Raw genomic sequence first — 19,720 nt, 5'->3', positions numbered from 1 at the left:
TCACGCTCCCTTGCTGTCGAGCTACTTCGCCACCATGCCGGCGTCGGCGGGCACCAGGTACAGTAACCGACCCGACAGCGTCAGGGGCGATACGGCGTTTCTCGCATCACCAAACGCGTCTAAGCGCAACGATATGACGGTGCCAGCACAACATCGTCCACGAATCGACCAGGACACGCTGTCCCGCGTCGACCAGCTGCTCACCACGGTCGACGCGGATCTGGCCAGCCGGTTTCCCGGTGACCGGAGCGACATCCAGCCGGTGCACACCGTCTACGTGAGCGCGGCGGATGCCTCACCGGACACCTCGCGTCAGTGGGGTGCGGCTGCGCTCGACCTGATGGACCGTCATGCGACGGTGTTCGCCGACCTCGGCGACCCCGACGAACTGGCACTGGTGCGGCAGCGTCTCACCGAGGCTCCGATCGCGGATCTGAGGCTGGACTTCGAGGACGGCTATGGCCGCCGCCCCGATGACACCGAGGACGCCGACGCGGTGCGGGCCGGTCAGACGCTGCATGCGCTCGGCCTGGACAGCGCCGGGATCCGGATCAAGGGGCTGACCGTCAGCGAGCGCCCGCGTTCCGTACGCACCCTGGAGCACGTGCTCGACGGCGGCATGCCCGACGGGTTCGTGTTCACGATTCCCAAACTTCGTGCGGCCGAGCAAGTTACCGCGGCGGTATGGCTGTGCGAGGCCCTGGAATCAGCGCATGGTCTGCCCGAGCGCGCACTGCGCTTCGAGTTGCAGATCGAGAGTCCCCAGGCAGTACTCGGCCCCGACGGAGCCGCCACTGTGGCCCAGGCGATCCAGCGCGCCGACGGCCGTTGCAGCGCATTGCATTACGGCACCTACGACTACAGCGCGGCCTGTGGCATAGCGCCCCAGCATCAGGCGCTCGACCATCCGGTGGCCGACCATGCCAAGGCCGTCATGCAGGTCGCGGCGGCACAGACCGGCGTGTGGGTATGCGACGGCTCGACCCAGGTCGCCCCGGTGGGTTCCGACGACCAAGTGGCCGAGGCGATCCGGCGTCATCACCGCCTGGTGACCCGCTCGCTGGCGCGCGGTTTCTACCAGGGCTGGGACATGCATCCCGGCCACCTGGTGACCCGCTGGCTCGCGACGTTCGCCTTCTTCCGCGCCGCGATGACAGCAGCGGCACCGCGGTTGCAGGCCTATCTGGACCGACGCGGCGGGTCGATCGTCGACGAGCCGGCGACCGCCGAGGCGCTGGCCGCAGTGGTGCTGCGCGGACTGGACTGCGGCGCCTTCGCCGCTGCCGACGTGGTGGCCCTGGCGCCAGGTGCCACGCTCGACGTGTTGCGAAACCTCAAGAACCGCATCGTATGACGGCAGCTACGATGAGATTGCGCACAGGGCTGTGATTTTCGAGAACTCACGACCCTGAGCGCAATGTCACCGTCTACACCGACGCGGCGACCACCGCATCCCGCTTGGCCAACAGGTAGTAGGGCCCGAACGCCACACCGCAGCCGATGAACCAGCTGTACTGCGCGGCGGTGTGCATACCGACGAGGTGCCCGCCGAGCAGCACCGGGATGACCGCCAACACGGCACCCACCACGGTCGCAATCACTGCGGCTCTGTTGTAACCGCTGCGGTACCAGTACTTTCCGGACGAGTCCATGGTGAACAGATCGTCGACAACCACCTTCTGCTTGCGCACCAGGTAGTAGTCGGCGATCAGGACGCCGAACAGCGGCCCGATGAACGCGCCGAGGGTTTCCAGCGTGTAGTGGATGACCTCGGGGTTGTTGTAGAGGTTCCACGGTGTGATCAACACCGAACCGACCGCCGCGATCATGCCACCGGCACGCCAACTGATGCGCTGTGGGCTGACGTTGGAGAAGTCGAACGCGGGGCTGATGAAGTTGGCGACGATGTTGATGCCGATAGTGGCGATCGTAAACGTCAACGCGCCCAGGATGATTGCGAACGTGGAATCGATGCGGGCCACGGTTTGCACCGGGTCGGTGATCAGCTCGCCGAACACCGGCAGCGTCAGCGACGCGGTAACCACCACCAGCACCGAGAACACCAGGAAGTTCACCGGCAGCCCCAACAGGTTGCCTTTCTTCACCGCCTCGAACGACTTGCCGTAGCGGGAGAAGTCACCGAAATTGAGCATCGGGCCGGAGAAGTACGACACCACCAGGGCAATGGCGCCGAGCATGACCGGCACCGAGGCCCAGCCGGTGTAGGAAACCCCACCGAGGTTGAGATCGATGGCGCCCCAGCCGGCCTTGAAGATCAGGTACCCGCACAGCAGGAACATGACGACATAGACTGCCGGGCCGCAGAAGTCGATGAACTTGCGGATCGCCTCCATGCCGCGCCAGAACACGCAGGCCTGTAGTACCCACAGCAGCAGGAAGCTGCCCCAGCCCAGCAACGACAGTCCGGCGAATCCATAGTCGGAGACCACGGCGTACGGCGCGAGCGCAGGGAACAACTTGATCAGAACGATGTCCAGCGCAGCTGACGCCAGGAATGTTTGAATGCCGTACCAGGCCACGGCGATCAGGCCACGAATGATGGCCGGGATGTTGGCCCCCAGCACACCGAATACCGTCCGGCAGATGACCGGGTACGGAACGCCTGCGGTTTGGCTGGGTTTGGCGACCAGGTTGCACAGGAAGTACACGATCGTGATGCCGATCAACAGCGCCACGAGGACCTGCCAGCTGGCCAGACCCAGCGCGAACAGGCTGCCGGCGGTCACATAGCCACCGACGCTGTGCACGTCGGACATCCAGAACGCGAAGATGTTGTAAGAACCCCAGGTCTGCTTGCGCAGCGGTGCGAGGTCCTCGTTGGTGAGCCGTGGGTCGTAGCCCGGTTTGATCTCACCGCTGCCGACCGGATGCCCGGCCGCCTCAACGAGATCCCCGGACCCCACCGCAGTGCCGGGCGGTACTGCGCCTGTCATCTGAGGTACAGCGGTTTCAGTCATGGACCGACGGTAGGAATGAACTGTTTCCCTGCTGTTTCCACTGCGCTATGCCGCAATTGCGGGAAAGATATATTCGGCACTCAGGCCAGCAGCCCGGTATTCGCCGGCAGGGTCGAGATGACGGCGTCGAGGCCGCTTGATCGCGAGGCTAGTTCCACGATGTTGCGGCAAGGGGTCGCCGACGTTTCAGTCTGGCCGCCGCCCCTGGCGGAGTATCTCTTGATCGATACAGCGGGGTAGCGACGGCTTAACGTCGGGATAACAACGCGGCCCTAGCTTTTCGCGAATGACACATACGATCGATCCGCCGAGCAGTGAGATGATCCGGCTGGCGAACAAGCCGCCGTGGTACACGTCGCTGTTCTTCCAGTTGCTGGTAGCGATCGTCGCAGGTGTCCTCCTGGGCTGGTTGTGGCCCGAAGCAGGTGGCGCGCTGAAACCACTGGCCGACGGATTCATCAAGCTGATCAAGATGCTCATCGCGCCGATCATCTTTTGCACGGTCGTGCTCGGTATCGCTCACGTCGGAGATCTCAAGTCGGTGGGCCGGATCGGAGTGAAGGCGCTCGTCTACTTCGAGGCGGTGACGACCTTCGCGCTTGTATTCGGCTTGGTTGTCGGAAATCTCGTCAAGCCGGGCGCCGGATTCAGTATCGATCCGCAAACCTTGGTGACCGGAGCCGAAGCGGTCGCCAAGAAGACGAGTAACGGCGAGCTGCCGCACACCGTCGAATTCCTGCTCAACATCATCCCGACCTCGGTCGTTTCAGCCTTCGCCGAGAACGCGCTGCTGCAGGTGCTCTTCTTCGCAGTGCTGTTCGGCCTGGCACTGGCCAAGTTCGGAGAGTCCGGTCCACCCGTGATCCTCGAATTCGTCGATCACATGAGCCATATCTTCTTCACCATCGTCGGTTGGGTGATGCGGCTGGCCCCGCTCGGCGCCTTCGGTGCGATGGCCTACATCATCGGGCAATACGGCATCGCTTCGCTGGCCAGCTACGGCAAGTTGATCGCCGCCTGCTACCTGGCGGCGGTGCTGTTCATCGTCATACTCGCGGTGATCGCGAAGGTCTTTGCCGGCGTGAACCTGTGGAGATTTCTCGTCTATATCAAAGATGAGTTCTTCCTCGCGTTGGGTACCGCCTCGACGGAGGTGGTGTTACCGCGGATCATGACCAAGCTCACGAACGCCGGTTGCTCGCGGACCACCACGGGTCTGGTTGTGCCGACCGGATATTCGTTCAATCTGGACGGCGCGACGCTGTATCTGTCGATCTGCGTGCTGTTCCTTGCTCAGGCGCTCGGCGTAGACCTGAGCCTGGGTGAGCAGATCACCGCGGTTCTGGTCCTGATGCTCACCTCCAAGGGAATGGCGGGGGTTCCTGGTTCGTCGTTCCTGGCGCTGTCAGCGACCGTCGCGGCGATCGGGCACGGCGCCATCCCGGTTGCCGCGGTGGCGCTGCTGCTCGGCGCCGACCGCATCATGGACTCGATGCGCGTATCGGTGAACCTGCTGGGCAACTGTGTGGCCACTTTCGTCGTCGCCAATTGGGAGGGCCAGCTGGACAAGGACCGGATGCGCCGTGTCCTCGCCGGCGAGGAAGTACCGCCCCTCGTCGAACCCGACCCGATCAGTGGCGAACTCACGTCGGCATCGGAGGGAGCCGCGGTGAATCCGCGCCCCTGAGCGCGCTCAGTCGATACGCTGATTGTGCACGTGACCGGGGGCGTGGGTCGGAGGATCAGCTGTGACGCCGAAGGATTCGCCCCAACCGCACCGGGCGACGCAGGATCAGCTTCCAGCCGTCGTGGATGTCATGTCCGGCGCATTCTTCGCCGACCGGACCTTCCGCTGGATCGTCCCCGACGACCAACAACGGCGCCGCTGCGGTCACAACTTCTATGAGGCGGTCGTCGAGGCGTTCTGGCGTAACGGAGAGATATGGGTGGCCGGGGCCGGCAAAGGGGCGGCACTGTGGCTTCCTCCTGGCGTGTCCTTGGTTCCCCCTGCTGACGCCGAGGCACACACCGCACGACTGCTGGCGACGGTGGGCGATGCAGCGTCGATGGCGAGAATGGCCGAGGTGTTCGCGGCGTTGGACGCGCACCACCCCACCGAACCCTGCTGGTATCTGAATTTCATGGGGATCGATCCCGCGGCGCAGGGACAGGGGCTCGGGTCTGCGCTGCTGGCATCGGTACTAGGGCAGGCGGATCGGGACGGGATGCCCGCATATCTCGAGGCGTCATCGCCGCAGAGCCGCAAGCTCTACGAACGGCACGGCTACCAAACCATCGGTGAATTGATCGTCTCAGATTGCCCGGTGCTCTACCCGATGTGGAGACCGCCACTCGGGTGAGGCAGCGTGCCGTCCATCCCGGCCGCGCCTGCGCCCGCACGGGTAGTTCCGGAACTACCATGGTGCATGGAACGGATGCCATCATGACCGACCAGATCGATTTGAGTGAGCAGGAAAAGCAGGCTGAGCTCGACCTCAACCAGCTCAGACAGCTCGTGGGCCTCGTCGATTACGACCAGAGCAACGACCCTTTCCCCGTCAATGGCTGGGACGCCATCGTTTTCGTCGTCGGCAACGCCACTCAGGCCGCCAGCTACTACCAGTCCACCTGGGGCATGGAGTTGGTCGCCTATTCGGGCCCGGAGAACGGCAACCGCGACCACAAGGCGTTCGTCCTGCGGTCGGGTTCCATCCGGTTTGTGCTCAAGGGAGCGGTGAGCCCCGACAGCCCCCTGGTGGCCCATCAGGCCAAGCACGGTGACGGCGTCGTCGACATCGCACTCGAGGTCCCGGACGTCGACAAGTGCATAAATCAGGCCCGCCGGGCCGGCGCGACGGTGCTCGAAGAGCCGCATGACATGTCCGACGAACACGGCACTGTGCGGGTTGCCGCCATCGCGGCGTACGGGGAAACCCGGCACACCCTCGTCCAGCGGGAGGTGAACGGGACTTGGTACCGCGGTCCGTATCTGCCGGGATACCAACCGGCCACCAGCACCCACGTCGAGGGCAGCGCCGCATCCGAGCGGCTGTTCCAGGCGCTGGACCACATCGTCGGCAATGTCGAGCTCGGCAAGATGGACGAGTGGGTCGACTTCTACCGACGGGTCATGGGCTTTGTGAACATGGCGGAGTTCATCGGCGATGACATCGCCACCGAGTACTCGGCGCTGATGTCGAAGGTCGTCGCCAACGGCAACCACCGGGTCAAGTTTCCGCTCAACGAACCGGCTGTCGCCAAACGCAAGTCGCAGATCGATGAGTACCTGGAGTTCTATCGCGGCCCCGGGGCGCAGCACCTGGCGCTGGCGACCGACGACATCGTGCGCAGCGTCGACGTACTGCGCAAGCGAGGCGTGCAATTCCTCGATACGCCCGACGCCTACTACGAGGACCCGCAGTTGCGTGCCCGCATCGGCGAAGTACGGGTCCCCGTGGAAGAACTGCACAAGCGCGGCATCCTCGTCGATCGGGACGAGGACGGCTATCTCCTGCAGATCTTCACCAAGCCGCTGGGGGACCGGCCGACGGTTTTCTTCGAACTCATCGAGCGGCACGGATCTCTCGGCTTCGGGAAGGGCAACTTCAAGGCTCTGTTCGAGTCGATCGAGCGTGAGCAGGAAAAGCGCGGCAATCTGTGATGACCGACTACCAGTCCGGCTTTGGTAACGCCTTCGAAAGCGAAGCACTGCCCGGGGCACTGCCGGTCGGCCGCAACTCGCCGCAGCATTGTGCCTACGGGCTCTATGCCGAGCAGCTCAGCGGATCACCGTTCACCGCGCCGCGGGCCCACAACGAGCGGTCCTGGCTGTATCGGATCCGGCCCAGCGTGGCGCACTCGGGCCGGTTCACGGCCGTGGCCACCGATCCCGGTGGCCGCACCGGGGGAGTCGCGCACTGGCGTTCGGCGCCGGATGACGCCCCGCCCGTGCCCATCGCTCAAATGCGGTGGAACGCACTGCCGATACCCGATGACACCACCACCACATTCATCACCGGTATTCGGACCATCAGTACCGGTGGCGACGTCGGCACCCGCACGGGTTTCGCGTGCAGCGTCTACTGCATCACCGGCTCGATGGTGGACAGCTGCTTCTACAACGGCGACGCGGAGATGCTGTTCGTCCTCGAACACGGGACGGTCCGGTTCTGCACCGAATTCGGCATCATCGATGCCGAGCCCGCCGAGATCGTCGTCATCCCGCGCGGCGTCAAACTGCGCGTCGAGGTGCCCGACGGCCCGGCCCGGGGCTACCTGTGCGAGAACTACGGCGGGTCGTTCACCCTGCCGGAGCGCGGCCCGATCGGTGCGAACTGCCTGGCCAACTCCCGCGATTTTCTGACCCCCGTTGCGGCCTACGAGGACCGCGACGTGGCGACGACGCTGTACGTCAAGTGGGGCGGCACGCTGTGGCAGACCGAACTGGGCCATTCGCCGCTCGATGTCGTTGCCTGGCACGGGAATTACGCACCGTACAAGTACGACATGCGGCGATTCTCGCCCGTTGGTCCGGTGCTGTTCGATCACGCCGACCCGTCCATCTTCACCGTCCTGACCTCACCGAGCGAGACCCCGGGAACCGCGAACGTCGACTTCGTCTGTTTCCCGGAACGGTGGATGGTTGCCGAGGACACGTTCCGGCCGCCGTGGTACCACATGAACGTCATGAGTGAGTTCATGGGACTCGTCCACGGTGTATACGACGCCAAACCGGACGGCTTTGTGCCGGGCGGCTTCAGCCTGCACAACGGCATGATGCCGCACGGGCCCGATGCCCAGGCCTTCGAAGCCGCCAGCACCGCCACGCTGAAGCCGGTGAAACAGGAGAACACGCTGGCGTTCATGTTCGAAACCCGCTTCCCGCAGAGGGTTACGCGTTACGCCGCCGACGTTCCGCAGCGCCAGCTGGACTATGCGGACTGCTGGAGCGGGCTGACCAAGCGATTCGATCCCAGCCGGCCGTGACACCGCCGAGAAGCTGGGTCCCCTCCGCGGGGCCCGACAGTGATTTCCCTTTGCAGAACCTCCCTTTCGGTGTGGTGAGCGCGGGCGACGAACCTCACGGTGTGGTCCGCATCGGCGACGCCGTCCTCGACCTGCGCGCCCTCGCGGCGTCGGGACTGCTCACCGAGCCGGCCCGCGACGCCGCCCGCGCCGCGGCGGGCGGCACACTCAACGAGTTGTTCGCCCTTGGTGCCGCACCGCGCATCGCGCTGCGCAACGACCTTCAGGCACTGCTCGTCGACGGTGCCCCATATCAGCGGACCGTCACCGAGTTCCTCACTCCGGTAAGGGAAGTCGACGTCCTGCTACCCGCCCGCATCGGGGACTACACGGACTTCTACGTCGGTATCCACCACGCACGCAACGTCGGCGCGCAGTTCAGGCCCGACGCGCCGCTGTTGCCCAACTACAAGTGGATCCCCATCGCCTATCACGGGCGGGCATCCAGTGTCCGCGTCAGCGGCACGCCGGTCGTCCGCCCGCACGGTCAGCTCAAGCTGTCAGAGACACCCGTGTTCGCTCCGACCCGCCGGCTGGATTTCGAACTGGAACTGGGGGTGTGGATCGGACCGGGCAACCAGCTCGGCGAGCCGGTGCCGCTCGATGGCGCCGAAACCCATGTCGCCGGTTACTGTCTGCTCAACGACTGGTCGGCGCGCGACGTCCAAGCTTGGGAATACCAGCCGCTGGGCCCGTTCCTGGCGAAGAGCTTCGGCACCACCGTATCGCCGTGGGTGATCACCCCGGAAGCGTTGGCGCCCTTCCGGATTCCGATGCGCCGGCCCGTTGACGATCCGCCGCCGCTGGCCTATCTCGACAGTCCGGCGCACCGTGACCACGGCGGCCTCGACGTCGACCTTGAGGTCCGCATCCGTACCGCACGGATGCGTGAGAGCGGAGATGCGCCTGCCGTGCTCGCACGTTCGTCGAGCCGGCACATGTATTGGGCCGTAGGGCAAATGATCACCCATCACACCAGCAATGGATGCGACCTGCGGCCCGGCGACCTGTTCGGCAGCGGCACCCTGTCCGGTCCGCACCCCGGCTCCGAGGGCAGCTTGATGGAGCTCAGCCACGGGGGCGCAGACCCGGTCACCCTGCCGAACGGCGAGACCCGCACCTTCCTCGAGGACGGTGACGAGATCACGCTGACCGCACGCGCCCGCCGGCAGGGTTTTGTCACCATCGGCTTCGGCGAGTGCAGCGCGATGGTGCAGCCGCCGATCGGCTGAGCGCGGCCAACCTCAGACTCCGGCCGCCCCGTCGATACGTTCGCGGATCAGGTCGGCGTGTCCGCAGTGGCGGGCGTACTCGGCGATCATGTGGGTGTAGATCCAGCGCAGGCTCACCTCGCTGCCCATGAACGGGCTGGTGTCATCGAGCGCACGCCTCGCGCAGTTGGCGCGTGCATGCCGGATCTCGTCCTGCCAGATCTCAAATGCCGCGCGGTAGGACGACTCCGGAGATACGTCGAAACCACCGTCATGCCCCTCGGGATGATCTCGCGGGCCGAAGATTCCAGGCGCGTCCTCGCCGGTGAGCACCCGGCGAAACCAATTCCGTTCCACTTCCGCGGCGTGCTGCACCAAGCCCAGGAGGGTCAACGCGGACGGTGGCGCCGAGGCGACCCGCAACTGCTCGTCGTCGAGGCCTTCGCATTTGGCGGCCAACGTCGCGCGGTAGAAGTCCAGCCAGCTCTCCAGCGTGGTGCGTTCATCGGCATTCAGTGGCGGCATGGGCCGCTCCATCGACGTCACGTTCATCGATGGTGCCATGCCGTGCCGAGGTTCTCAGCGGCCCGCGTTGCGCACCAGGTCGACGGCGAACTGGTTGACGAAGGTGCCCGCGGACGGTTCTCCGGCGCCGCATGAGCCGTCGGACTCACCGGGCCGTTTCACCCACAGGAAGGCGTCGACGTTTCCGTTTCCGGTCGCCGTGGTGGGCGCGACACCCAGCGCGCGACCGCTGGGGTTGCACCAGTACATGTCGCCGCCTGCGGGCCCGGCGCCGTTGCGCGAGGTGTCGATGACGTACGGCTTGCCCCCGACGGCTCCGGAAATCGCGTCGCCGTAACCGATTTCCTCATCGGTGGTGAAGAAGTTCGCGGTGTTGAGGCTGAAGCCCCGGGCCTTGGCCACACCGACCTGGTTGAGCCGGTTGGCCATCTCCGGAGCGCTCACCCAGCGCGAGTGGCCGGCGTCGATGTACAGGGCGGTGTTCGGGTTGCGGGTCAGCGTATCGACGGCGTAGCTCATCAGGTCGAAGCGCTCCTGGCGCTGGGCGCCGGACAGGCAGTCGGCCATGGCCAGCGCATCGGGTTCGAGGATGACCGCGGCTGGCCCGCTGCCGATCGCGGCCGCGACGCCGTCGATCCAGCCCTTGTAGGCATCCGCCGAGCCGAACCCGCCCGCGGCGTAGCTGCCGCAGTCGCGGTGCGGGATTCCGTAGAGGGCCAGGATCGGCATGGTGCCTGCCGCTTGCGCCGTGGCGATGTACTTCGAGTCGACCGCCAGGCTCGACACGTTGTCCATCCAGTACGCCGTCGGCGTGTTGGCGATGGCGTCCAGTTCGGGACTGCCCGCGCCCTTGGCGGCGCGCATCGCCTTGGAGTCGGGATTGACGTAGAAGGTCTGCCCGGCCAGCGGGTTGCCGTCGCTCGCCAGGCGTACCGCCGGGCTGCTGACCGGCGCCGTCTCGGCCGCGATACCCGCGCACGCCACGGCCGCAACTGCCAGGGAGGGGACTATCCAACGCGCAACTGAACCGGCAGCAGAGGAAATCACCCCAGAAACATATTGTGACGAGGCAACGAGCGCCAATCGCCGATCAGAGGTGCCCCGCGGTCCAAAGTGCTGTGGCAAACGCCGGATCGCGGCAGCGCATGTGCCCAGCCTGCCGCGCTATCTGCGTACCGGGACGCTCAGCAACAATTCCTGGACGACTCACCGGTTGAGGCTGCGCAACCCGGCGACCGTATCGGCGAGGGTGGTACGTGGATCGCGGTAGGTGATGCCGAGCTCGCGCTCGCTCGGCGAGTCGTCGGACGCCGGCATCTGGGTGTAGTACTGCATGCCTGCCTCGGTGATGGGAGTGTCGAACGGAAGGAACGGGCCGAGCCGGTCGAGCACCTGGCCCGCGGCGCGCAGCACCGTGTCGGGAACCGGGACGGCGAGCATGGTCTTGCCGCTGACCTCGGTCAGCAGTTTCGCGAGTCGGTCCACCGGAATGCGATGGCCTCCGGCCATATAGCGGCGTGGCCCGTGCCCCGGTTGCAACAGCGCGGCGTGCAGGGCGGCCAGATCTCGACCGTCGACGATCGTCCAGGCTGCACTGCGGCCCGGGATCGCGCCGAGATGAAGGGCCGCGGCCACCCCTTCACCGGCTTCGCCGAACTGATCGCCGACCGGTGGACCCATCACCATGCCGGGGTAGGTGATGTTCACCGGTGCGCCACCGTCCTGCATTCCACGGGCGTAGATCTCGACCTGTGCCTTGGACCGGCCGTAGCCGTCGCTTCCGCCGAAGACGGGTAGGTCGGCATGCAGGGTGTCCACGTCGGGGTTGAACAGCGCGGTGATGCTCGATACGTGGATGATCGGATCCAGGCCGAGTTCGGCGGCCCCGCCCAGCACGTTGCGTGCACCGGCCATGTTGGTGGTCAGCATGCGGTCGGTCTGGCTGGGGTCGGTCGCGACCAGGGCGGCGCTGTGCAGGACGGCGTCGCAGCCGTCGAGAGCGCGCAGGACCGACTCGCGGTCGGTGATGTCGCCGACGGCGTAGTCGGAAACGTCGACGCCGAGTTGCGCGACGCTGGTGTGCAGACGCTCGGGTTTGCGTACCAGAAACCGCACGGAGTGTCCGGCGTCGGCGATCGCCTTCGCGCTCCATCCACCCACGAAACCGGTGCCGCCGGTGACCAACACGCGCATGCGCCAACCTCCTAGCGAGCAACGATTGCCGCAACGACGCTAGTACGTCCGACGCTGCCGGGAAGCGGTTTGCGCGTCAGCCTCCCCGCAGGGCAGCAAGTTCTTTCATGTTCGCCAAACCTTGCTGTTGCGCGTCGTCGAGAAAGTCGGGCAACGGGGCTCGGAGTTCGGGGAGCACCTCGTGATCGAGCAGACCTTGCAGCGCCGCCTGTCTGGGGCTGCGGCCTGCCTGGTTGTCGAGTTCCTGAAGCCCCGAAAGTGTTGCATAGTCATACAACTCGTGATGGATCGGCCGGGATGTGTCGATGTCCATGCTGCCGGGCTTCCAGTACGTGTACATGCCGAGTTTGGCGTCGGCCGTGCGCACGGCGACGATGTGGCTGGGCGCCGAGGTGGGAATGTTCGTCGGGGGCCCGCTGGCGCCGAAAACCTTCTGCGCCAGCGGGGATCTCAGCAGCGCCGCCATCTCCTCGACAGACATGTCGTCGGTGGCGTGCGCGACCCACGGCCGGCCGGGTGCGGTGGCGTCGGCGGCGATGCGTGCGATGTCGGCACGGCTCGCCAGGTACGAGTACCGGGAATCAGAACGCCAGCCTGACCCGCCGTGTGCGATGGTCAGCAACAGCGGAGCCAGGTCCGCGCTGGACGTGAGTTGCGTCCGTGCCTGGCCCGCACTCGGAGTGAGGTGCCCGTACGGATCCCTGATGTAGAGCGGCACCCGGATGCTCTCGTCATAGACAGCGGCGCCTTTGCCGCGCAGACCGTGTGAGCCGGCGTACTCCCCGTGGTCGGAGGTGAACACGACGACGGTGTTGCTGTCGATGTCCGGCCGGGCCGCAAGCGTGTCGAGCACCCGGCCGATCTGGATGTCCACCTGCTGGTGCAGCCATAGGTACATGTCGAGGCACCGGGCCCACTGCGCCGCGGCGTCGGGCCCCGTGTAGTCCAGAGCACCGGTCATCAACGGTGACATGAAGTTCATGTAGTCGATCTGCAATTGGGGTTTGCCGCGGCGCCGCAGATCGTCGGCGGTCTCGAAATTGGCAGGCTTGGCACTGAAGTAGTGCGGAATATCGGCGGGCAGAGGGTTTTTCGGCCACCAGCAGATGTCGTGCGGATTCACCAGCGACACCGTCGTGCACCAGGGTCCGTCGGTGGCATGGTCGTCGAACCAGCCCGTGAACTGGTCGACGATCGAAGGGTCCTGCTGTAGACCTTGATTCGGCGCTCCGTTGGGCGACGGGTATGTGCCGCCGGAGAATCCGTGAACGTCGAGCCCGTCGGGTGTGTTGTCGGCTTCATGACCGAGATGCCACTTGCCCCACCACCAGGTGCGGTATCCCGCGTCGCGCAACATCGTTCCCCAGGTCGGGAACCGGGCCGCCAGCGTCGACTCGGTGGGACCTTCTCCGGTGTACAGACACCCGGTCTGGTGCGAGTACAGCCCCGTGGTCAGCACGCCCCGCGACGGTGTGCACATATTGGACGCGCTGTAGTGTGAACCGAAGGATGTGCTGCGCCTTCGCAGGTCATCGAGGTTGGGCAGCAACGCTGCGAGCTGCGCAACGTCGGGGAACCACTGCGGTGCGCGCATCTGGTCGACCACGATGACCAAGATGTTGGGCCGGCCGCCTGAGACGGCGTCCGGCCTGCGCAACAGTTCGTATCCTCCCAATCCCGCTGCGGCCACCCCGGCGACCGCTGCGCCACCCAGAACCGCCCGCCGACTGACTTTTGCCATAGAGGCCACATTAGGGGCCGATCCTGGACGGCGGAGCGGGTCGATACCGTGGAGACGTGACAGCTCAGCGACGTGTCGATGCCGACTTCCTGGAGTTGCCCCGGTTCGCGCTGGCCGATGCCGCGCTCTCAGCGGCACTGGCCGCCGGTGCTACCTACGCGGATCTGCGGATCCACCGCATCACCACAGAGATCATCCAGCTTCGCGATGGAGAGCTGGAGACTGCGGTGGTCAACCGTGAGGTCGGACTGGCGGTGCGGGTGATCGTGGACGGTACCTGGGGCTTCGCCGCGCACGCCGAATTGGATCCCGCGGTGGCGGCCGAGACGGCGCGGCGGGCGGTGGCAGTGGCGACGACGCTCGCGCCACTGAACGCCGAACGCATCGAGCTGGCACCCGAACCCGTTTACAGCGACGTGACGTGGGTGTCCAGCTACGGAGTCGACCCATTCCTCGTGGCGTCCGCCGACAAGATCGCGCTGCTCGACGAATACTCCGGGAGGTTGCTGGCCGCCGACGGCGTCGACCACGTGTCCGCGGGAGTCCACGCGGTCAAGGAGCAGACCTTCTACGCGGACACCTTCGGCTCGTCCATCACCCAGCAGCGGGTGCGGGTGCTGCCCACCCTGGAAGCCATCGCCGTCGACGCTGCCGTCGGCTCCTTCGAGACCATGCGCACCCTGGCGCCGCCCACCGCGCGTGGGTGGGAGGCGGTGGCCGGCGACGAGGTGTGGGACTGGACCGGCGAACTGGCCGAGCTCCCGGAACTGCTCGCCGAGAAGACCGAGGCGCCGTCGGTTGCCGCCGGTCCCACCGACCTGGTGATCGATCCGTCCAACTTGTGGCTGACCATTCACGAATCGATCGGGCACGCCACCGAATACGACCGGGCCATCGGCTACGAGGCCGCCTACGCCGGAACCTCGTTCGCCACCCCGGACAAGCTCGGCGCCATGCGCTACGGCTCCGAGGTGATGACCGTGACGGCCGACCGCACCGTGGAATTCGGCTTGGCGACAGTGGGTTTCGACGACGAGGGCGTGCGGGCGCAATCGTGGGATCTGGTGCGCGACGGGATCTTCGTCGGCTATCAGCTGGACCGCGTGTTCGCGCCTCGGCTGGGCCAGGCCCGGTCCAACGGATGCTCGTATGCCGACTCACCCCATCATGTGCCGATCCAGCGGATGGCCAACGTGTCACTGCAGCCCGGCGCCGAGGACCTCAGCACAGCCGACCTGATCTCCCGGGTATCCGACGGCATCTACGTCGTTGGCGACAAGAGCTGGTCAATTGACATGCAGCGGTACAACTTCCAGTTCACCGGGCAGCGGTTCTACCGGATCCGCGACGGCAGGCTGGACGGACAACTGCGTGACGTGGCCTATCAGGCGACCACGACCGACTTCTGGGGTTCGATGGAAGCCGTTGGGGGACCGTCGACCTGGCGTCTGGGCGGGGCGTTCAACTGTGGCAAGGCTCAACCCGGTCAGGTCGCGCCGGTCAGTCACGGCTGCCCCAGTGCGCTGTTCCGTGGCATCAACGTGCTCAACACCCGGACGGAGGCAGGCCGATGATCGGCGCACAACAGGTCGTCGATATCGCGCTGGCCGCAGCGGGTTCCGGCAGCGAGACCATCGTCCTGGTCACCGACCGCGCCGATGCCGCATTGCGCTGGGCGGGCAATTCGATGACCACCAACGGGGAGTCGATCAGCCGCACCACCACCGTGATATCGATTGTGCGCCAAGGAGACAAGGCGCACGTCGGCTCGGTGCAGTCCAGTGAGGTGGATCCGGCGGTGATCCCTGATCTGGTGGCCGCGGCCAAAGCCGCCGCGGCGGCCGCGCCTCCCGCCCGCGACGCGGCCCCGCCGTTGCCGCCTGACGGCGGTCCAGCCGATTGGGATGAGCCCGTGCCGGGCACGGGTGCGCAGGTGTTCGCCGGCGTCGCCGCCGATCTGGCCCGCGGCTTCGGCAGATCCGACCGGCTCTACGGCTACGCCCGGCACATCGTGGAGACGACATTCGTCGCGACCTCGGCGGGATTGCGCCGCCGCTACACCCAGCCGACCGGTTCGGTGGAGATCAACGCCAAGCGGGACGGGGCCAGTGCCTGGGCCGGCCTCAGCACGCCGGATTTCACTGCGGTTCCGGTCGATTCGCTACTCGACGACCTGGCGTTGCGGCTCGGCTGGGCGTCCCGGACCGTCGAGCTTCCGGCCGGGCGCTACGAGACCATCATGCCGCCGTCGACGGTGGCGGACATGATGATCTACCTGAACTGGACCATGGACGGCCGCGGGGCGCAGGAGGGCCGCACGGCACTCTCGGCGCCGGGAGGCACTCGGGTGGGGGAGCGACTCACCGACCTGGGACTGACGCTGTACTCCGATCCGTATGCGGAACTGCTGGCGTGCCAACCGTTTGTGGCGGTCCCCAGCTCGTCGGAACGGACGTCGATCTTCGACAACGGGATGGACATCGGCCGGGTCGACTGGGTTCGCGACGGCGTGATCGACGCGCTGGCGTACCCGCGTGCCGTCGCGGCCGAATACGGCGTCCCGGTGACCGCGCCCGCCGACAACCTGCTGATGACCGGTGGATCGGCGGAGCTGGCCGACATGATCGCGGGTACCGAGCGTGGACTCTTGCTCAGCACGCTGTGGTACATCCGCGAGGTGGATCCGACCGTGCTCCTGCTGACGGGCCTGACCCGCGACGGCGTCTACCTGATCGAGGACGGCGAGGTCACCGCGGCGGTCAACAACTTCCGCTTCAACGAGAGCCCGCTCGACCTGCTGCGGCGGGCCACCGAGGCCGGCGTCAGCGAGGTGACACTGCCACGCGAATGGGGCGATTGGGCCACTCGGGCAGCGATGCCGACACTGCGGATCCCCGACTTCCACATGTCGTCAGTAAGCCAGGCTCAGTAAATACCCCGTGGCGGCGGCACCGGTGGTGGATACTGCCGGTGTGTGCACTGAATTGACACGTTTGGTGGCGCTGTCGCCGCCGAAATGGGCCGATATCAACGCCGATATCCGCGACGTGTGCGCCACGACCACCGGGCTGGCGCCCTTGCCCGCCGAAACCACCGGCGGTGCCGTCGATCCCATGGTGAGCGAGTTCGCCGAGCAGTTCAGCATGGACGTGACCGGGATCAGCAACGCCCAGCGCGCCGCGATCGTGGACCTGCTGGGCTCCGACGTCTTCACCGTGTCCACCCTGATCTACATCGCGGACTTCGTGCCCCGCGTGCACGCCGGGCTGCGCTCATTCGGGGTGGACGTGGCGCTTGAGCCGGCCAGTTGGGACCACGACACCCAACCGGCCGACTTCGTGATGAACGTCTTCCTGCCCGCGGTGGGACGCATGCGCGCGGTCGATCCGGTGACCTCCGAGATCGTTCGGCTGCGTGGGGCCCGTCAGCACAACTGCCGGCTGTGCCAGTCGTTGCGCGATAGCGGTGCGCTGCAGGCCGGTGGCAGCGAGTCGGTGTACGACGAGATCGACCACTACGAGCAGTCCGATCTGTCGGCCCGGCACAAGGCCGCGTTGCGGTATGTCGACGCGCTGATCTGGACGCCGTCTCAGGTGTCGGGAGAGGAACTGCTGCAACACTTCTCCCGCGAGGAGGCCATCGAGCTCACCCTCGACGTGATGCGCAACGGATACAACAAGGTGGCTGTCGCGCTCGGAGCCGACGGGGCCCGCGTGACCGACGGCACCGAGCAGTATCGACTCGGCGACGACGGACAACCGATCTACGGTTGAAGGCCGACACTACGGTTTATGGCGTGATTTCGACGATTCCGCGCCATAAACCGTAGTGTCGGCGCAGCCAGGTGGGGGTTCAGCCGAGATCCAGCCCCGGGTAGATCTCGTTCAGTACGGTCGGTACCAGTGCGTTGGCCGTCGTCCTGCCGTCCGGCGACAGTGTCAGGTTCGACCAAATGACCAGCGCCACATCGTTATCCGGGTCGAACCCCATGAACGAGTTGAAGCCGGGCATCTCCCCGCCGTGGTAGTACATCGCGGCCTGGGGCCCGTAGCGTTGGTAGCTGATGCCGTAGCCGTATCGCTGACCGTCCGGCTTGGCCGGGTCCTCGGGCCGCAGGCTGTTCAGCCATTGCCGGTGGTGGTCGACGTCGAAGACCTTGCCGGTGACCAAAGCACGCATCCACCTGGCCAGATCGGTGGCGGTGGAGATGGCACCGCCGGCCGCTTGGGCATACGACGGATTCTGGCGGGTGTAATCGATCGGCTTGAGGGTGCCGGCTCGCGCCGCGGCGACCATGTCGGCCGGGTAAGCCTCGTCGACCATGGCGTAGCGCGTCGTGCCGTACATGTAGCCGTGCGCATACGGTTCGGGCAGCGTCGTGTCGTTCGTCGCGGGCAGCGTGGTGCCCCGCATACCGAGTGGAGCGAACAGGCGATCACGCAATTGCTCGGCCAGCGGGCGCCCGCCGACCTTCTCGGCAACCAGACCCAGCAGGGCGTAGTTGGTGTTGCAGTACTCGTACGTGCTGTCCGGCGAGGCGGTCGGTGGGTGCGCGAAGGCGATCGCCAGCACCTCCTGCGTTGTCCATGCCTTCGACGGGTCTTGGTCGAGCGCCGTCGAGAGCTCCGGCGCGTCGGTGTAGCAGTAGAGCCCGCTGCGCATGGTCAACAGGTCTGCGAGCGTGATCTTCTCGCCGTAGGACACACCCTCGACGTAGGCCGATATCGGGGCATCGAGGGTGAGCTTCCCGTCCTGCGCGAGCAGCACGATCAGTGCCGCCGTCATGGTCTTGGTGTTGGAGGCGATCCGGAAGTGCGTATCGGGTTGCGGTGGTTTCTGTGCGCCGAGTTCGGTGGTGCCGACCGTCGCGGCGAAGGTGCCCTGCGGAGTCTGCGCCAGCACCAGTGCGCCGGGCACCTGAAGCTTGGCCGCCGCGTCTTGCACGACCCGTTGGAACTGGGCCGGGTCGATGGTCTTGAGCGCCGCGGTGTGGGCCGCCGAGCACCCAGCCATTGCCACGGTCAGCCACGCTGCCAGGACGAGCCGCCACACCGTCATGCATCATGGTCGCGCGTCGTCGCGCCGGACGAGGGCGAATGGCGATTCACACCGGCCTGCGCTCACCGTCTGCCGACGGTGTGGGACCATAGGGGCCGCGCAACTGCGCCCGGGGCGGTAGCTCAGTCGGTTAGAGCCGTGGACTCATAATCCATTGGTCGCGGGTTCGAGCCCCGCCCGCCCCACCATCTGTTTTCCCAGCTAGATGGCTATTCCGGCGCTAGCTGCGACTCGGGCAAACCACCGCAGCAGGCCGCCACGTCCATCCCGCGTCCATATTCGGTCGGGTACGGGATGGCTGAACGTCGGGCCACGCTGCTGTCACGGGCAGCTGCCCCGGGCTCCACGGGTACGGCAAAAGCCGTCAACCCGGTGTACCGTGGCGGCGTGCCGGTGACACGGCACCTAGGCGCAGGAAACGGCGCGCTCTGCAAGTAACGGCCTGACGACTCGGCACGCACTTGACAGGGCAAACAGTCCAGGCGTTAACGTCACGGCCCTTCGGGAGGCACGCGCGGGGAACGCGGTCCACATTCACCGACCGGTGAACTGTGCCCGTATCGACCCGTAAGGGACGCTATGAAAATCGAATGCACTGGCAGCTATATCGAGCTGGAAGAGCCTGTGATCTTCAAGTACGGCGACAAAATCCGGTTTGAAGCCGACGCCGTCGATGAGGGCCAGGTCTACCTGCACCTCTTCCGCGACGGGAAACAGGAAGCAACCATTGAGTTTTCTTCGCTTCGCGCCCATCAGCTGGGCAGGCTGCTCAAGAAGGCCGCAATCGGGGCTGCCCGATGAGCTACACCGAGATACCGACAGCTCTGCTTCTAGACATGGTCGAGTTCATCAAGGGGATTGACCGTGACCTGTGTGTTGCCGATGGCGAGTCCCCGTTTCTGAGTCCACCCGGTTTTAGAGTCGGGTTTGTTGGATCTGGATTCAGTTGATCTCGCAGGCCACCGGGGTGTGGGTGCACCTGCAGGCCG

At 66.0% G+C, this 19,720-nt stretch carries 16 protein-coding genes and 1 tRNA gene; 11 read left to right on the top strand and 6 right to left on the bottom strand.

Translation table 11 applies throughout. The features are described from left to right. Positions 1–133: 133 nt before the first annotated feature. Positions 134–1,354: a DUF6986 family protein gene (locus tag RMCB_RS02295; RefSeq protein ID WP_109784147.1), complete on the top strand. Its 1,221-nt coding sequence runs from the start codon at positions 134–136 to the stop codon at positions 1,352–1,354. Between the two features lie 73 nt (positions 1,355–1,427). Here the strand turns inward: RMCB_RS02295 and RMCB_RS02290 are convergent, their stop codons facing one another. Continuing rightward, positions 1,428–2,978, bottom strand: coding sequence for an NCS1 family nucleobase:cation symporter-1 (locus RMCB_RS02290; RefSeq protein ID WP_062827463.1), 1,551 nt, complete (start codon positions 2,976–2,978; stop codon positions 1,428–1,430). A gap of 286 nt (positions 2,979–3,264) precedes the next feature. Here RMCB_RS02290 and dctA point away from each other — a divergent pair, with 286 nt between their 5' ends. The 5 genes from dctA (at position 3,265) to fahA (ending at position 9,235) form a co-directional block, all read left to right on the top strand. Then, positions 3,265–4,665 (top strand): C4-dicarboxylate transporter DctA, encoded by a 1,401-nt coding sequence (gene dctA, locus RMCB_RS02285; RefSeq protein ID WP_062827462.1) that lies wholly within the window; start codon positions 3,265–3,267, stop codon positions 4,663–4,665. Positions 4,666–4,726: 61 nt separating this feature from the next. Continuing rightward, the gene (locus RMCB_RS02280) at positions 4,727–5,338 is read left to right on the top strand and encodes a GNAT family N-acetyltransferase (protein ID WP_062827461.1); all 612 of its coding nucleotides are present in this window, start codon (positions 4,727–4,729) and stop codon (positions 5,336–5,338) included. An 83-nt stretch (positions 5,339–5,421) separates the two neighbouring features. Further along, complete coding sequence (gene hppD, locus RMCB_RS02275; RefSeq protein ID WP_201028215.1) at positions 5,422–6,639, top strand: 4-hydroxyphenylpyruvate dioxygenase; 1,218 nt, start codon at positions 5,422–5,424, stop codon at positions 6,637–6,639. Further along, on the top strand, positions 6,639–7,964 hold the full coding sequence (gene hmgA, locus RMCB_RS02270) for a homogentisate 1,2-dioxygenase (protein WP_062827459.1): 1,326 nt from the start codon (positions 6,639–6,641) through the stop codon (positions 7,962–7,964). Before hppD ends, hmgA begins: the two co-directional genes overlap by 1 nt. After that, positions 7,961–9,235, top strand: a complete 1,275-nt coding sequence (gene fahA / locus RMCB_RS02265; protein WP_264028603.1) for a fumarylacetoacetase — start codon at positions 7,961–7,963, stop codon at positions 9,233–9,235. The genes hmgA and fahA overlap by 4 nt, the downstream gene beginning before the upstream one ends. A gap of 12 nt (positions 9,236–9,247) precedes the next feature. On the opposite strand, the gene RMCB_RS02260 is transcribed toward fahA, so the two are convergent. The 4 genes from RMCB_RS02260 to RMCB_RS02245 form a co-directional block, all read right to left on the bottom strand. Then, positions 9,248–9,739: a DinB family protein gene (locus RMCB_RS02260; RefSeq protein WP_062827457.1), complete on the bottom strand. Its 492-nt coding sequence runs from the start codon at positions 9,737–9,739 to the stop codon at positions 9,248–9,250. A 54-nt stretch (positions 9,740–9,793) separates the two neighbouring features. Next, positions 9,794–10,783: a glycoside hydrolase family 6 protein gene (locus tag RMCB_RS02255; protein ID WP_407662098.1), complete on the bottom strand. Its 990-nt coding sequence runs from the start codon at positions 10,781–10,783 to the stop codon at positions 9,794–9,796. Between the two features lie 162 nt (positions 10,784–10,945). Continuing rightward, positions 10,946–11,932 (bottom strand): NAD-dependent epimerase/dehydratase family protein, encoded by a 987-nt coding sequence (locus tag RMCB_RS02250; protein ID WP_062827455.1) that lies wholly within the window; start codon positions 11,930–11,932, stop codon positions 10,946–10,948. Positions 11,933–12,008: 76 nt separating this feature from the next. Continuing rightward, positions 12,009–13,673, bottom strand: a complete 1,665-nt coding sequence (locus tag RMCB_RS02245) for a sulfatase-like hydrolase/transferase (RefSeq protein WP_062827454.1) — start codon at positions 13,671–13,673, stop codon at positions 12,009–12,011. 56 nt (positions 13,674–13,729) lie between these two features. Between RMCB_RS02245 and RMCB_RS02240 the strand changes: the two genes are divergently transcribed. The 3 genes from RMCB_RS02240 to RMCB_RS02230 are packed head-to-tail and all read left to right on the top strand — an operon-like array spanning position 13,730 to position 17,446. Next, positions 13,730–15,247 (top strand): TldD/PmbA family protein, encoded by a 1,518-nt coding sequence (locus tag RMCB_RS02240; RefSeq protein ID WP_062827453.1) that lies wholly within the window; start codon positions 13,730–13,732, stop codon positions 15,245–15,247. Then, on the top strand, positions 15,244–16,605 hold the full coding sequence (locus tag RMCB_RS02235; protein WP_062827452.1) for a metallopeptidase TldD-related protein: 1,362 nt from the start codon (positions 15,244–15,246) through the stop codon (positions 16,603–16,605). The genes RMCB_RS02240 and RMCB_RS02235 overlap by 4 nt, the downstream gene beginning before the upstream one ends. A gap of 40 nt (positions 16,606–16,645) precedes the next feature. Then, positions 16,646–17,446 (top strand): carboxymuconolactone decarboxylase family protein, encoded by an 801-nt coding sequence (locus RMCB_RS02230; protein WP_109784148.1) that lies wholly within the window; start codon positions 16,646–16,648, stop codon positions 17,444–17,446. 79 nt (positions 17,447–17,525) lie between these two features. On the opposite strand, the gene RMCB_RS02225 is transcribed toward RMCB_RS02230, so the two are convergent. Beyond that, positions 17,526–18,731, bottom strand: coding sequence for a serine hydrolase domain-containing protein (locus tag RMCB_RS02225; RefSeq protein ID WP_062827450.1), 1,206 nt, complete (start codon positions 18,729–18,731; stop codon positions 17,526–17,528). Positions 18,732–18,842: 111 nt separating this feature from the next. Here RMCB_RS02225 and RMCB_RS02220 point away from each other — a divergent pair. Beyond that, a tRNA-Ile gene (locus RMCB_RS02220) sits at positions 18,843–18,919 on the top strand. A gap of 391 nt (positions 18,920–19,310) precedes the next feature. Further along, positions 19,311–19,532: a P-loop NTPase family protein gene (locus tag RMCB_RS02215; RefSeq protein ID WP_062827449.1), complete on the top strand. Its 222-nt coding sequence runs from the start codon at positions 19,311–19,313 to the stop codon at positions 19,530–19,532. Positions 19,533–19,720 lie beyond the last annotated feature (188 nt).

The organism is Mycolicibacterium brisbanense (assembly GCF_001570425.1).
GTDB classification, from domain to species: domain Bacteria; phylum Actinomycetota; class Actinomycetes; order Mycobacteriales; family Mycobacteriaceae; genus Mycobacterium; species Mycobacterium brisbanense.
Note: the sequence above shows the minus strand (reverse complement) of the source record. Positions and strands in the feature narration are given on the sequence as shown.